Annotated in this window: 15 protein-coding genes; 8 read left to right on the top strand and 7 right to left on the bottom strand. The window is 61.3% G+C overall.

Annotated features, from left to right (window positions below):
• Positions 1 to 3: 3 nt before the first annotated feature.
• Complete coding sequence (locus OP496_RS04230) at positions 4 to 441, top strand: DUF1161 domain-containing protein (protein ID WP_280562235.1); 438 nt, start codon at positions 4 to 6, stop codon at positions 439 to 441.
• Between the two features lie 229 nt (positions 442 to 670).
• Positions 671 to 1,723 (top strand): DUF3524 domain-containing protein, encoded by a 1,053-nt coding sequence (locus OP496_RS04225; protein ID WP_280562234.1) that lies wholly within the window; start codon positions 671 to 673, stop codon positions 1,721 to 1,723.
• Between the two features lie 22 nt (positions 1,724 to 1,745).
• On the opposite strand, the gene nth is transcribed toward OP496_RS04225, so the two are convergent.
• Genes nth through metG form a run of 3 tightly spaced genes read right to left on the bottom strand, consistent with a single transcriptional unit; the run spans position 1,746 to position 5,451 of the window.
• Entirely contained in the window at positions 1,746 to 2,384 is a 639-nt protein-coding gene (nth, locus tag OP496_RS04220; protein ID WP_280562233.1) for an endonuclease III, read from the bottom strand.
• Positions 2,385 to 2,391: 7 nt separating this feature from the next.
• Positions 2,392 to 3,396, bottom strand: coding sequence for an electron transport complex subunit RsxB (gene rsxB, locus OP496_RS04215; protein WP_280562232.1), 1,005 nt, complete (start codon positions 3,394 to 3,396; stop codon positions 2,392 to 2,394).
• Positions 3,397 to 3,405: 9 nt separating this feature from the next.
• A complete protein-coding gene (gene metG, locus OP496_RS04210; RefSeq protein ID WP_280562231.1) occupies positions 3,406 to 5,451 on the bottom strand; it encodes a methionine--tRNA ligase in 2,046 nt (681 codons plus the stop codon).
• Between metG and OP496_RS04205 the strand changes: the two genes are divergently transcribed.
• Positions 5,450 to 5,590 carry a hypothetical protein gene (locus OP496_RS04205; RefSeq protein ID WP_280562230.1) on the top strand — a complete coding sequence of 47 codons (141 nt, stop codon included), beginning with the start codon at positions 5,450 to 5,452 and terminating at the stop codon, positions 5,588 to 5,590. The two genes, metG and OP496_RS04205, sit on opposite strands and share 2 nt — an antisense overlap.
• A 9-nt stretch (positions 5,591 to 5,599) precedes the next feature.
• Here the strand turns inward: OP496_RS04205 and OP496_RS04200 are convergent, their stop codons facing one another.
• Positions 5,600 to 5,992, bottom strand: a complete 393-nt coding sequence (locus OP496_RS04200) for a gamma-glutamylcyclotransferase (RefSeq protein ID WP_280562229.1) — start codon at positions 5,990 to 5,992, stop codon at positions 5,600 to 5,602.
• A gap of 30 nt (positions 5,993 to 6,022) precedes the next feature.
• Positions 6,023 to 7,513: a tRNA uracil 4-sulfurtransferase ThiI gene (thiI, locus tag OP496_RS04195; protein WP_280562228.1), complete on the bottom strand. Its 1,491-nt coding sequence runs from the start codon at positions 7,511 to 7,513 to the stop codon at positions 6,023 to 6,025.
• Between the two features lie 115 nt (positions 7,514 to 7,628).
• Here thiI and OP496_RS04190 point away from each other — a divergent pair, with 115 nt between their 5' ends.
• The 5 genes from OP496_RS04190 (at position 7,629) to dcd (ending at position 11,397) form a co-directional block, all read left to right on the top strand.
• Positions 7,629 to 8,360, top strand: coding sequence for a glutathione S-transferase (locus OP496_RS04190; protein ID WP_280562227.1), 732 nt, complete (start codon positions 7,629 to 7,631; stop codon positions 8,358 to 8,360).
• A gap of 140 nt (positions 8,361 to 8,500) precedes the next feature.
• The gene (locus OP496_RS04185) at positions 8,501 to 9,211 is read left to right on the top strand and encodes a DUF3581 family protein (protein WP_280562226.1); all 711 of its coding nucleotides are present in this window, start codon (positions 8,501 to 8,503) and stop codon (positions 9,209 to 9,211) included.
• Between the two features lie 106 nt (positions 9,212 to 9,317).
• Positions 9,318 to 9,734, top strand: a complete 417-nt coding sequence (locus OP496_RS04180; RefSeq protein ID WP_280562384.1) for a TerB family tellurite resistance protein — start codon at positions 9,318 to 9,320, stop codon at positions 9,732 to 9,734.
• Positions 9,735 to 9,901: 167 nt separating this feature from the next.
• Positions 9,902 to 10,702, top strand: coding sequence for an iron-sulfur cluster carrier protein ApbC (apbC, locus tag OP496_RS04175; RefSeq protein WP_280562383.1), 801 nt, complete (start codon positions 9,902 to 9,904; stop codon positions 10,700 to 10,702).
• Positions 10,703 to 10,830: 128 nt separating this feature from the next.
• Entirely contained in the window at positions 10,831 to 11,397 is a 567-nt protein-coding gene (gene dcd, locus OP496_RS04170) for a dCTP deaminase (RefSeq protein ID WP_280562225.1), read from the top strand.
• Between the two features lie 132 nt (positions 11,398 to 11,529).
• Here dcd and purN read toward each other — a convergent pair whose 3' ends face one another.
• Both purN and purM read right to left on the bottom strand, forming a co-directional pair.
• On the bottom strand, positions 11,530 to 12,267 hold the full coding sequence (gene purN / locus OP496_RS04165; RefSeq protein ID WP_280562224.1) for a phosphoribosylglycinamide formyltransferase: 738 nt from the start codon (positions 12,265 to 12,267) through the stop codon (positions 11,530 to 11,532).
• On the bottom strand, positions 12,267 to 13,343 hold the full coding sequence (gene purM, locus OP496_RS04160; protein WP_280562223.1) for a phosphoribosylformylglycinamidine cyclo-ligase: 1,077 nt from the start codon (positions 13,341 to 13,343) through the stop codon (positions 12,267 to 12,269). The genes purN and purM overlap by 1 nt, the downstream gene beginning before the upstream one ends.
• Between the last annotated feature and the right edge of the window lie 56 nt (positions 13,344 to 13,399).

Raw genomic sequence — 13,399 nt, 5'->3', positions numbered from 1 at the left:
ATCATGATAAGTCACAGGTGGATAAAAGGACTGGCGCTGGGAGTGATGGCGTTGCCGATCATCGCCAGCGCTCAGGAGGAACCGCGCGCTGGCGGAGGCGGTAATGACGCCGGCGTGATGGCCTGCGATGTCTTGCAGGATGAGATCGAAGCCAAGATTCGTGCCAATGGCGTCGAGGACTTCCAGCTCGATATCGTCGCCAGCGAACGCGTTGGAGAAGGCGGAGTCCGCGAGAACGATGCTCTCGCCGGGGGCGAAGTCGTGGGTAGTTGCGATGGCGGTACGCGCAAGGTGATCTACCGGCGCGGCGCCCAGGGAAGCGGGGCCATGTCGTCCTCGGATGCCTCGCTGTCATCGTCTAATGAGCGTGCTAAGCCAGGTAGCGACACGACCGATGAGGCGCTGGGCGAAGGCGCCGAAAACGAGGAGGGCGGTCACTAGGCATTGTCTGAAAACTGCCTGCGCTCGGCCATACTGCGTTAAAAATCAGCTCAAAATTCTCATTTACACCCCGTAGACTCCGCTTTTTCGCTGATTTTTGCCTTGTCTGACCTTCGCTCGTCGACTTTTTAGACAGTGCCTAGGCGGACGCTACTTCCGCCTTTCGGTGGCCCGCTTCCGTCGATCTCAGAGCTTGGTTACCATGGCGCCCTTTTCTCAGGAGTCGTGCTTGAAGGCCTTATTGCTATCCGCCTACGCGGCCGTGAGTCATCGGCACTGGGCGGATGGGCTGCAGCAGCAGTTCCCCGAGATCGACTGGCGGCGGTTGGAACTGCCACCGCGGCATTTTCCCTGGCGTATTCGTGGCAATCCGCTGACCTGGATGGGACAAGAGAGTGACTGTCTCCATGAAGACTATGACCTGGTCGTCGCCACCTCGATGGTCGACCTGGCGACGTTGGTAGGTCTTTTCCCGTCGCTGGCGCGTGCACGCAAGGTCGTGTATTTCCATGAAAACCAGTTTGCCTATCCGCTTCCCAAGGGCCAGCGTATCCGCGCCGAACCATTGATGGTCAATCTCTACACGGCCTTGGCAGCGGATGTCGTGGTCTTCAATAGTGCCTACAACCGCGACAGTCTATTGCGTGGAGCGCGCGACTTCCTCAAGCGCATGCCTGAGCGTCTGCCGCTCGACACTTTGCTGTCACGCGTAGCCGATAAGGCCGTGGTGCTCCCCGTACCCTTGCCCGAGGTGACGCCAAAGCCCGCGCGCTCGGGGCGGCGAATTCTGTGGAATCATCGTTGGGAATACGACAAGAATCCCGATGCGTTTTTCACGGCACTGGAAACGTTGACCACGCGTGGCATCGATTTCGAGGTGGCCGTGTTAGGCCAGCAGTTCCGCGATCAGCCACCGGTCTTCGAGGCATCGCGTGCGTGGTTGGGCGAACGTGTCGTGTGCTGGGGCGAGCAGCCCGGCGATGTCTATCGGGAGATGCTCGATACGGCGGATATCGTGGTGTCGACGACGCATCACGAGTTCCAGGGGTTGGCCGTCATGGAGGCGGTGATGCAGGGGTGTGTGCCACTGGTGCCGGATCGCCTGTGTTTTCCCGAGTATTACGCGCCAGCGTATCGCTACGCGGGCGATCAGGCGACGCTCGAGGCGACACTGGCACAATGGCTGACTGACCCAGCGTCGCGTCCGGCGCTACCTGACGCGCGTGCCTGGCAATGGCCGGCGTGGCGCGAGGCTTATCGCGAGGTACTCATGGGGGCGTGATGATGCACGTGTCATGCTGGGTTCATTCGATCTCGGTCTTTTCTTTGTACTCGCATAGGTCCTCGATCACGCAGCTTCCGCAGCGCGGCTTGCGGGCCAAGCAGGTGTAGCGTCCGTGTAGAATCAGCCAATGATGCGCGTCGTGCAGAAAGTCCTGGGGCACGTGGCGCATCAGTTTTTTTTCCACCTCCAGAACGTTCTTGCCCGGCGCGATTCGTGTGCGATTGGCGACGCGGAAGATATGCGTGTCCACTGCCATGGTCGGCTGGCCAAACGCGGTATTGAGGATCACGTTGGCGGTCTTGCGGCCGACGCCGGGCAGCGCTTCCAGCGCTTCTCGCGTATCCGGCACCTCGCCAGCGTGCCGTTCGAGCAGCAGGTGGCAGGTTTTCATCAGGTTGTCGGCCTTGCTGTTGTACAAGCCGATGGTCTTGATCTTGTCCTTGAGCCCGTCGATGCCCAGGCTAAGGATGCCCTGCGGGGTGTTGGCGACGGGAAACAGGCGCGCGGTGGCTTTGTTGACGCCGACATCCGTGGCTTGGGCCGAGAGCAGTACCGCCGTCAGCAGCTCGAAAGACGTCTGCCAGTGCAGCTCTGTTGTCGGCGTGGGATTGTTATCGCGCAGGCGCGAAAAAATCTCGTAGCGTTTTTGAGCGTTCATGGGCGAATCAAGTCGATGAGGGAGAATCGTACGCGGCACGTGCGGCATCGAGCATTTGCTGGGCCTCGTCGACCTGCCCATGCGCAGCCTCGAGGCTGGCAGCATCGCCATGGCGCTGGGCATGCGTGACTTGCTGACGGGCCTTGCGCAGTGACTGCTCGGCGGCTTTGACGGCCATTCGCCGATGGTGCGTGGTAGAGGTGTCGGCACGTGGTGCTTGTGCGTTGCCGAGTTGCCGGTCGATATCCGCCAGGCGCGCGGTCAACGTCTCGGCGCGTTCATCGAGCCCCTGACGTGTCTCGGCATCCAGGTTGTCACGCTGGCGTTGACGTTCCACACGCTTGAGGCCGGCGACCAAGGTTGCCCGCGTCGCCTTGAGAGCAGTGGTATCCACGCTGGCGGTGTCGTCCTGTTGCGTCGATTGCGCAGGGGCCGTCTCACGCTTGGCTTTTGCCGCCACGGCGGCTTGACGACGTTCGCGCTTGCGGCGTTTTTCCTCGGCCTGTTGGGCGAGACGCTGTTGACGCGCCTCGTAGCGTTGTCGCCCTAGCGCGGCACGTTTGTCCAGGTATGCGTCTTGCTGAGCCTGGGTGCGTGCCGCGAGCCATTCGGGATGCGGTAGGATATCGATGCAGTCGACCGGGCAGGGCGCAACACACAGCTCACAGCCGGTGCATTCGGATTCGATCACCGTATGCATCTGCTTGGCGGCACCGAGGATGGCGTCTACCGGGCAGGCCTGGATACACTTGGTGCAGCCGATGCACTCATCCTCACGAATGTACGCCACTTTCGGCGGCTGCGCCGGTTCCGCGAGGGGCTGGTGCGCTTGGCCTGTCAACTCGGCCAGCCGCGCCATGGTGGCCTCGCCGCCGGGCGGGCATTTGTTGATCGCTTCACCCGCCGCGATGCCTTCGGCATAGGGGCGACAACCGGGGTGCCCGCACTTGCCGCATTGCGTTTGCGGCAATTCGGCGTCAATGGTCTCGATGAGCGCGAGATTAGTAGACACCTTGCCTCCTCAGGTTACGCGCTGGCCGGGTTCCGCGCCGCTGTCCGGCGACAGCAGATAGATGCCGCCTTCCTTGTCGCCGGCGGCCAGCACCATGCCTTCCGAGACGCCGAAACGCATCTTGCGCGGCGCCAGGTTGGCGACCATGACGGTCAGGCGACCCTCCAGCGCTTCGGGGGCGTAGACGGCACGGATACCCGAGAAAACGGTACGTGTCTCGCCACCCAGGTCGAGCGTCAATTTGAGCAGTTTCTTGGCGCCCTCGACGTACTCGGCCTTGGCAATACGCACGATGCGCATATCGAGCTTGGCGAAATCGTCGAAGCTTATTTCGTCGGCAATGGGATCATCGGCCAGCGGGCCCGTGGCGCGTTCCTTGAGCTTTTGTTCCTCGGCGAGGACTTCCTTGGAGGCCTCGGTCATCTGCGCGATTCTGTCGGTGTCGACGCGGGTCATCAGCGGCTTGAACTTGGCGATGGCGTGGTCTTCGAGCACGTGGTGACGGCGTTCCCAGTCGAGGGAGTCGACCTGCAGGAAGTTGCGTGCCTGCTCGGCCATAGCCGGCACCACGGGCTGCAGGTAGACCATCAACACGTGGAACAGGTTGATCCCCACTGAGCAAATATCGAGCACTTCCTGCTCGCGGCCTTCTTCCTTGGCCAGCACCCAGGGCGCCTTGTCGGCAATGTAAGCATTGGCCTCGTCGGCGAGCTCCATGATCTTGCGCATGGCGTGGCCGAATTCACGTGCCTCGTAGTCGGCGGCGATCGCCTCGCCGGCGTCTGCGAAGCGTGCCACTAGCGCGGGCTCGGCGCAGTGCGCGGCGAGCTGGTTACCATTGAGCTTCTTCACGAAGCCTGCACAGCGGCTGGCGATGTTGACCACCTTGCCGACCAGGTCCGAGTTCACGCGCGAGGCGAAGTCCTCGAGGTTGAGATCGAGATCGTCGACGCCGGCCGTCAGCTTGGCGGCGAAGTAGTAGCGCAGGTATTCGGGATTGAGGTATTCGGCATAGGTCTGCGCCTTGATGAAGGTGCCGCGCGACTTGGACATCTTGGCGCCGTTGACGGTGACGAAGCCGTGGCAATTGACGCCGGTCGGCGTGCGCAGCCCTGCACCTTCCAGCATCGCCGGCCAGAACAGGGCGTGGAAGTAGACGATGTCCTTGCCGATGAAATGATAGACCTCGGCCTCTGAGTCCTTCTTCCAGTAGCTGTCGAAGTCGATGCCTTCGCGCTCGCAGAGGTTCTGGAAGCTGGCCAGGTAACCGATCGGCGCGTCGAGCCAGACATAGAAATACTTGCCCGGCGCATCGGGAATCTCGAAGCCGAAATAAGGTGCGTCGCGAGAGATATCCCACTCGTTGAAGCCTGACTCGAACCATTCCAGCAGCTTGTTGCGAATCTGAGGCTGCACATGACCGCCATCGATCCAGCCCTGCATGAAGTCGGCGAAGTCGGGCAGCTTGAAAAAATAGTGAGTCGACGTGCGGACTTCCGGTGTGGCGCCGCTGATCGCCGAGACTGGATCGATCAGCTCTGCTGGCGTGTAGGTCGCACCGCACGCTTCGCAGTTGTCGCCGTATTGGTCGTCGCTGTGGCACTTGGGGCAGGTGCCCTTGATGAAGCGGTCGGCGAGGAACAGCCCCTTGACCGGATCAAACATCTGTTCGATGTCGCGCGTCGAGATATGCCCGGCATCGCGTAGCGCTGTATAGATGCGCTCGCTGTGCTGGCGGTTTTCTTCCGAGTGCGTGGAGTAGTAATTGTCGAACGCTACCCCGAAGCGGGCGAAATCGGCCTGGTGCTCGGCGCTGACGTTGCTGATCAGCTGCTCCGAGGTAATGCCTTCCTGCTCCGCGCGCAACATGATAGCGGTGCCATGGGCGTCGTCGGCACATACATAATGGCACTCGTGACCACGGCTTTTCTGGAAGCGCACCCAGATATCGGTCTGGATGTACTCGAGCAAATGGCCCAGATGAATCGAGCCGTTGGCATAGGGCAGGGCACTGGTAACCAGGATCTTGCGCTTGGCGTTGGCGGTAGTCGGCATGGCGGCTCTAGTGACGAAAGTCGGAACGAAAGAAGGCGTCGCGAACGACATCGACGAAAAGGCGATTGTAGCCCGCTTGGCGCTTGGCTGCATCCGTGATGCGGAAGACGCCGTCGACGCGCTCATGACGCATCAGTAAGGGTAACGCTCAGGGCGGGCTTGGCCAGCCGCCGGCACGAATGGCCGGACACCCCGCGATATCGAGATTGTAGAGGTACAGCCAGGCGGGGCCGAACGCAGTGTCATAAATGACACGGTCATAGGTGCCAGTCAGCGGTGCGCGTACGCGATAATCTTCGAGCCGATCGAGATCGCGTAGGCCCCGCGCATCGACCCGGTAGAGTTCCACGTCGATGCCGTGAGAGGGTTCCGCCTTGGCGCCGGGGCAATGCCCCAAATCGTAGAGGGTGACATCAACGAGCGTATCCGCGCCGATGAATTCGGTACCTGCGAGCCAATGGTGGTTGCGCAGGCCCCGCTTGAGCGTGCCGTACACGGCGACCAGTGGCGTACGACGGATGGCGATAACGGGGGAATACATGGCGACTCTGCGTTGACGATGAGTGACGATTCAATGCTCAGCGTGGCGGTTGCCGCGATATATGACGAAGTTCTTGAGCCCCTGATCGGCGAGCCGAAGCGCCTGCATCTTGCTCATGATGCCCTGATCGCAATAGAGCGCGTAGCGCCGATGCGACGGCAACTGCGCGGCGCGTTCGCCGAGCTCGAAGAACGGAATCGCCAGCGGCTCGTCTTGCGGCAGCCTCAATGGGGCGGCGTCGCGCTCATCGGGGTGGCGAATGTCGATGACCGTGACGTCATCGGCTTCGCGTAGCGCCTCGGCACTCTCGATCACGGGCACATCGAGCGTGCGTGGCGCGGGCGTGTCGAGCAGGCGGTCCACTCGCGTCTGGCGGGTGGCCTCGAGTGCTGCCTCAAGCACGCCCATGTCGAAGTCGGCCTCGGCGTCGTCGATCTGGTCGGGCCTGGGGCGTGTATTGGGGCGTTGCGAGATCGTACCGCAGTATTCCGGCAAGCGCTCGGCATGGGCGGCGGTGCCGATGTGACGCGCATCCTCGATGATGGCTTGCTTATCGTCGGCGATGAGCGGACGCAGAACGGGCCGCTCGCTGACCGTGTCGATCAGCCTTAGATTGACCAGGCTCTGGCTGGATACCTGCGCCAAGGCATCGCCGGTGACGAGTGCTGAAATGCGCGCGCGTGCCGCGATGCGGTTGGCGGCTCGCAGCATCATCCGCTTGAGCACGACGCCTGCCAGGCCCGCGGGCACACGGCGCTGGATCTCATCGAGCACGCCGTCGAAGGGCACACTGATGAAGTGGGCATGGTGCGAGGCGCTGTAACCCTGCCACACTCGATGCACGACCTCGCGCACGGCCTGCTCGTGTTCCGGCCCGCCGAGATTGAAGAACAGGTAATGCGTCTTGAGCCCGCGCCGGATCAAGCGCCAGGCCGCCACCGGCGAATCGTAGCCGCCCGAGATGAGTGCCAGTGCCTGGCCCTGGGTGCCCAGCGGATAACCGCCCAGGCCGGGCAAACGGCGTGTCACCAGGCGCAGGTGCTGGTCCTGCAACTCGAGCGTGACATTCACTTCGGGGTGGGAAAGGTCCACCTTGGCGTCCGGGCTGGCGTCGAGCAGCGCGCCGCCCAGATGACGTTCGAGGTCCGCTGAAGTGAAGTCGTGTTGTCCGCGGCGCTTGACGCTGACGCGAAACCGGCGGCCAGCCAGCGGGGCACGCCAAAGCGCCACCAGGCGTTCGGCGGTATCGGCGAAGGAGACGAAGGTATGCACGTCGATCACCAGCACCTCGTGGATGCCGGGCACGCGCGATAGCGTTGCTTCCAGGCGCTCACGAGTAGCGTCGTCGATGGCGTGGCGAACCCGTACCTCCAGCGCATCCCAGCAGTCGGCGACTCGCACATCAGGGACCAGTGGCGTCAGGATGTTGCGCAGGTTGGTGCGCAGACAACGCACCATCTGCTTGCGCACGGGGCGGGACTTGATGGTGATCTCGGGGAAAAGCTTGACGCGATACCGCATATGTCTCGTGTCGAGTGCCTAGTGAAGGCGCGCATGGTAGCAACCCGTCACCTGCCTCGCCAGTCACTCCACTGAGGCTGCTACGCTGAATACGTGTATCGTGAGGAGATTTCTCATGCAATACGAACTGTATTATTGGCCGGGCATTCCCGGGCGCGGTGAATATGTGCGCTTGGCGCTCGAGGCGGCGGGCGCCGACTACGTTGATGTGGCGCGTGAACGCCAGGATGGCATGAGCGCAATCGGCGATCTGCTCGAAGGCGAAGTTGCACCATTCGAGGCGTATCCGCCCTTCGCGCCGCCGATTCTCAAAGCGCAGGAGCGGCTCGTGTCGCATGTCGCCAATATTCTGCGTTTCCTGGGGCCACGGCTTGGCCTGGTGCCGGACGACGAGCCCAGCCGTGACTGGGCGCACGGATTGCAATTGACGATGGCCGATTTCATCGCCGAGATTCATGACGTACATCATCCCATCGGAAGTTCGCTATATTACGAAGAGCAGCAAGACGAGGCGCGCCGTCGTGCCCAGGTATTCCGGCAGGCGCGACTGGGCAAGTTCCTCGGCTATTTCGAGGATGTTCTGGCGCGCAATCCGGCTGGAAAGACGTATCTCGTCGGCGATGCCTTGAGTTATGTTGATCTCTCGCTTTTTCAAACCGTTAGCGGCCTGCGCTATGCCATGCCTCGTGCAATGGCGGCTCAAGCGCCATCGATTCCCGACGTTATGGCCTTGAGCGAGCGTGTGTCGGCATTGCCGCGTATTGCCACCTATCTGGGGTCCGCTCGGCGCCAAGCGTTTAACGAAGATGGCATTTTTCGCCATTATCTTGAGCTGGATGCCGATTGAGCGCTCGATGTTATCGTCCGGTGGCGTTATGTTGAGAAATGTGTGCGGGGGCCGCGCCCGAGCGCCAATGAATTTGATACCATCTTGGCGTTCGTGATCCGCGCCGTGGTGGGCGTTTCTTGATGGGCAGGGATAAGCGCATGTTTCTCGACGACTTTCACACCGTGACCGATGATCGGCTATGTATTACGGCCGAGCAGGCAAGCCGTTTCGCCAAGTGTATCGCTGGCGATTACAATCCCATTCACGATGCGGATGCACGGCGTTTCTGCGTGCCGGGCGATCTGCTGTTTGCCCTGGTGATGGCACGTTTTGGCTTGGCACAACGCATGACCTTCCATTTCAAGGGCATGGTCGGTGATAGCGTCCCGTTGTGCTTCGCTCAGCACGGCGACACCGTCCAAGTGACCGACGCCAATGGCAAGGTGTATCTCGAGGTCGAGCGTGGCGGGGATATCACCCACGATGCCGACGTCATCGAGGCCTTCACGCGCCGTTACGTCGCTTTTTCAGGTCGCAATTTCCCGCATTATCTCAAACCGCTGATGGAAGAGCAGGGTGTCATGTTCAATCCTCAGCGACCGTTGGTGATCTACGACAGCATGGGTTTCTCGTTATCGCGGCTGGATGTCGCCGAGGCCGGTGTTGCTTTCGCTGGCGCGACGCTGGATGTCAGCGGCAAGCGGGGCGATGCCTTGCTGCAATTCAAGATGACCGACGGCGAAACGGCCATTGGCCATGGCTCCAAGAAGTTGGTTGTCAGCGGCTTGCGTGAGTACGATCCTCCGGTGATGGACGCTTTTGTCGAGAAGTTCATGAACCTCAAGGCGCATTACGCCACGGCCGAGTGAGTATCCAGATGCAACCCTTGCACTCAGAAGGTGTCACAGGCCAAGTCATCTTTTGTCATAGGAGCATCCCTTGAGTATCGAAGGCATTCAGCAATTCTTTCAGCGCATGTTGGAGTCCCCGCAATCGGAGCGTCGGCAGGTGACGCTGGAATTGGCGGTGGCAGCCCTGTTATGCGAGATCATGCGTGCCGATTACGAATATGACCCACGTGAAAGGGCCATGCTGCGAGAGCTTTTAACCACGCACCTTACGATTGCCCCGGACGACGTCGATGAGCTGATGGCGCTGGCCGAAACCGAAGTCGAACAGGCCGTCGATCACTATGAATTCGTCAGCCTGATTCGCGAGCAGTACGGCTACGAAGACCGCGTGGCGCTGGTAGCACAGCTGTGGCAACTGGCCTTTGCCGACGGCGAACTCGATGCCTTGGAAGAGCACCGCGTCCGGCGTATCGCCGATCTCCTTTATGTCAGTCACAGCGATTTCATTCGTACCAAGCTCGAGGTCATGCCGGAGGGGTGAGACGGTACGGCCAGCCTGCATGTGTCGATTTTCTGGAAGCGCCTGGCGAAAAGTTGACTGAAACGCTTGGGTAAGTGCCATCGCGGGACGTTATACTGAGTGTATCGAGTTGTCAGCCTGGCTGGCGCACTGCAGATGAGCATATCGTGGAAAGGAGAGTTGCTGTGATCGAAGGCGTGAAGCATATCGTCGCCGTGGCGTCAGGCAAGGGGGGCGTGGGCAAGTCCACCGTGACCGTCAATCTGGCTCTGGCGATGGCCGCCGAGGGGTACCGAGTGGGACTGCTCGATGCCGATATCTACGGCCCCAGTCAGGCGCAGATGCTGGGAATCGCTCCGGGTGTGCGGCCGCAGCCGGCGGGCGAAAATGCCTTCAAGCCGCTGGAGGCTCATGGTCTGCAGGCAATGTCGATGGCGCTCATGGTAGATGCCAATGAGCCCATGGTCTGGCGCGGCCCGATGGTGGCCGGGGCTTTCCAGCAATTGCTCAACCAGACCGCCTGGGAGGATCTCGATTACCTCTTCGTCGACATGCCACCGGGTACCGGCGACGTGCAGCTGACTCTGGCGCAGAAAGTGCCGGTTAGTGGCGCGGTGATCGTGACCACGCCTCAGGACATTGCGTTGCTCGATGCCAAGAAGGGCATCGAGATGTTCCGCAAGGTCAACGTGCCGGTGCTGGGCGTCGTCGAGAACATGAGCCAGCATGTCTGCTCGCAGTGTGGCCATCAGGAGCCCATCTTCGGTAGCGGTGGCGGTGAGCGCGTTGCGGAGCAGTATCAGACTCGACTATTGGGCCAACTGCCGCTCGATGGCACGATTCGCGAGCAGGTCGATGGCGGCAAGCCTAGTGTGATCGCCGACCCTGAAGGCAACGTCGCGCAGACATTCCGCCAGGTAGCGCGTGCCGTGGCCGAGGGGGTCGACGCGCAATCCGACGAATCGCCGACCATCAGCTTCGGCGAGTGACGTTCGCCACGTAACGTTTGCGTGACGCGATGGGGCCGTTATCATAACGGCCCCTTTGTTTTCACGGACCGAGTGTTCGTGGAGACGACCCGACTTCATCGCGACAGCGCACTGAGCAGGAAACTTCAATGAGCATCAAATCCGACAAATGGATTCGGCGCATGGCCGAGGGCCAGGGCATGATCGAGCCGTTCGAGGCGGACCAGGTTCGTTACGTGAACGAGCAACGGGTGATTTCTTATGGCACCTCAAGCTACGGCTATGACGTGCGCTGTGCCGATGAATTCAAGGTATTCACCAATATTCACTCGGCCGTGGTCGATCCCAAGGGGTTCGATGAGAAGAGCTTCGTCGACGTGAAGGGCGATGTCTGCGTGATCCCGCCCAACTCTTTCGCCTTGGCGCGCACCGTGGAGTATTTCCGGATTCCGCGCAGCGTTTTGACCATCTGTCTAGGTAAGTCGACTTACGCGCGTTGCGGCATCATCGTCAATGTCACGCCGTTGGAGCCCGAATGGGAAGGCCACGTCACGCTCGAATTTTCCAACACCACCAACCTGCCCGCGCGGATCTACGCCAATGAAGGAGTGGCGCAGATGCTGTTCTTGGAATCCGACGAGGTCTGTGACGTTTCCTACAACGACCGGGGCGGCAAATACATGGGGCAGCGGGGCGTGACGCTACCGAGGACGTAAACTGCGAGCTACGGGCTGTGAGCAGCGAGCCAAAATGCTGCCGAAGCCCGAAGCCACTCTTTATAGCGCCCCGAACCTGGCGCTCGAAGCCACTCTTCATAGTGCCCCGGACCTGGCGTTCGAAGCTGGGGTCTATCCTTCCTCGTCGAGCTCTTCTGCGGCGTCTTCATGCGACATCCGCAGTCCGGTGGGCGGTAGCGGCATGTCGTCGAACTGAGCCCCTTCCGCGCCTAGACTCAAGCGGCCCTCGAGAAACCAGCGCACGGCGATGGGGTAGATCAGATGCTCGCGGGCGTGGACTTTTTCGATCACCTGCTCGGCGGTGGAGTCGGGATCGACGCTGAGCGCGGCCTGCAAGGCCACCGGTCCGCCATCGAGTTCCTCGGTGACGAAGTGCACGCTGGCGCCATGCTCTGACACGCCATCGGCCAGCGCGCGGGTATGCGTGTCCAGGCCTGGATAGTCCGGCAACAGCGAAGGATGGATATTGAGCATGCGGCCGGCATAGCGATGCACGAATACCGGGGTCAGAATACGCATGAATCCCGCGAGCACGATCAAATCTGGCTTGTGGCGGTCGATGACCTTGATCAATGCGCGGTCGTAAGCTTCGCGATCGTCGTACTCGCGATGCGGTAGCACGACGGAGTCGACACCGGCTTCCTTGGCGCGTACTAGGCCGTAGGCATCGCCCTGATTGGAAATCACGGCAACGATCTCGCCACCCAGCTCGTCATGTTGCTGCGCGTCGAGTAGCGCCTGCAAGTTGCTGCCGTTGCCGGAGATCAACACCACGACGCGACGCTTCTCGGCCGGCTCCGCTTCGAAGTCGTTGCCGTCGGGGGTGTCGGGTTGAGTCGTAGCATTCATTAGCGGACGTTCTCCAGACGAACTTGTTCTTCCTCACCCTGGCGCGCGACGATGTCGCCTAGACGATGTACCGTTTCGCCAGCGGCTTCGAGTGTGGCCTGGGCGTGCTCGGCCTGCGCTGCAGGTACGACTGCGACCATGCCAATGCCGCAATTGAGCACGCGATGCATCTCGTGCTCATCGACGTTGCCTTCACGTTGCAGCCAGTCGAAGACTGCGGGGCGTGTCCAGCTCGTGGCATCGATGCGTGCAGTGAGCGTATCGGGCAGCACGCGAGGCACGTTTTCGAGCAGGCCGCCGCCGGTGATATGGGAGAGCGCGTGTACGGCCACGTCGCTGTCCTTGATCAACGATAGTAGCGGTTTGACGTAAATGCGTGTCGGCGCCAGCAAGGCGTCACGCAAGGTCACACCGTCGACCTCGGTGTCGAGATCGGCCTGATTAACATCGAGGATCTTACGGATCAACGAGTAGCCATTGGAGTGCGGGCCGGAGGCGGCGAGCCCGAGCAGCACATCTCCCTCGGCGACACGGCTACCATCGAGGATCTCGGATTTCTCGACGACACCGACGCAGAAGCCGGCCAGGTCGTAGTCGTTGCCCGCGTACATGCCGGGCATTTCGGCGGTCTCGCCGCCGATCAGTGAGCAGCCCGCCTGGGCACAACCTTCGCCGATGCCGGTAACGACGTCAGCGGCAATCTCGACATCCAGCTTGCCAGTGGCATAGTAGTCGAGGAAGAACAACGGTTCGGCGCCGGCGACGACCAGGTCGTTGACGCACATGGCGACCAGGTCGATGCCGATGGTGTCATGCCGGTCCAGGTCCATGGCCAAGCGTAGCTTGGTGCCCACTCCGTCGGTGCCAGACACTAGTACCGGCTCGCGATAACCGCTGGGTAATTGGCATAACGCGCCGAAGCCGCCCAAGCCGTCCATTACTTCGGGTCGGGAGGTGTTTTTGGCGACTCCCTTGATGCGTTCGACGAGCGCGTTGCCGGCGTCGATGTCCACGCCGGCATCCTTGTAGCTGAGGGATGCGCGGGAGGAGGTGGGCGTGTCCGAACTGCGAGTCATGGGCATTCCTGTCAACAGTGTGCCGATCGCGGGGCGATCGAGCGAAGCCGATGGCG

Origin of the sequence: Chromohalobacter sp. 48-RD10 (assembly GCF_029889785.1) — a bacterium.
Taxonomy (GTDB): domain Bacteria; phylum Pseudomonadota; class Gammaproteobacteria; order Pseudomonadales; family Halomonadaceae; genus Chromohalobacter.
This window is presented reverse-complemented; position numbering and strand designations above follow the sequence as displayed.

Excerpts from the sequence above, each read along its gene's own strand:
- OP496_RS04230 (WP_280562235.1), top strand. The coding sequence starts at position 4 with ATGATAAGTCACAGGTGGATAAAAGGACTGGCGCTGGGAGTGATGGCG.
- nth (WP_280562233.1), bottom strand. The coding sequence starts at position 2,384 with ATGAACGCTCAAAAACGCTACGAGATTTTTTCGCGCCTGCGCGATAAC.
- OP496_RS04205 (WP_280562230.1), top strand. The coding sequence starts at position 5,450 with ATGGCGGCTCTAGTGACGAAAGTCGGAACGAAAGAAGGCGTCGCGAAC.
- metG (WP_280562231.1), bottom strand. The coding sequence starts at position 5,451 with ATGCCGACTACCGCCAACGCCAAGCGCAAGATCCTGGTTACCAGTGCC.
- OP496_RS04200 (WP_280562229.1), bottom strand. The coding sequence starts at position 5,992 with ATGTATTCCCCCGTTATCGCCATCCGTCGTACGCCACTGGTCGCCGTG.
- thiI (WP_280562228.1), bottom strand. The coding sequence starts at position 7,513 with ATGCGGTATCGCGTCAAGCTTTTCCCCGAGATCACCATCAAGTCCCGC.
- OP496_RS04190 (WP_280562227.1), top strand. The coding sequence starts at position 7,629 with ATGCAATACGAACTGTATTATTGGCCGGGCATTCCCGGGCGCGGTGAA.
- OP496_RS04185 (WP_280562226.1), top strand. The coding sequence starts at position 8,501 with ATGTTTCTCGACGACTTTCACACCGTGACCGATGATCGGCTATGTATT.
- OP496_RS04180 (WP_280562384.1), top strand. The coding sequence starts at position 9,318 with ATGTTGGAGTCCCCGCAATCGGAGCGTCGGCAGGTGACGCTGGAATTG.
- dcd (WP_280562225.1), top strand. The coding sequence starts at position 10,831 with ATGAGCATCAAATCCGACAAATGGATTCGGCGCATGGCCGAGGGCCAG.
- purN (WP_280562224.1), bottom strand. The coding sequence starts at position 12,267 with ATGAATGCTACGACTCAACCCGACACCCCCGACGGCAACGACTTCGAA.
- purM (WP_280562223.1), bottom strand. The coding sequence starts at position 13,343 with ATGACTCGCAGTTCGGACACGCCCACCTCCTCCCGCGCATCCCTCAGC.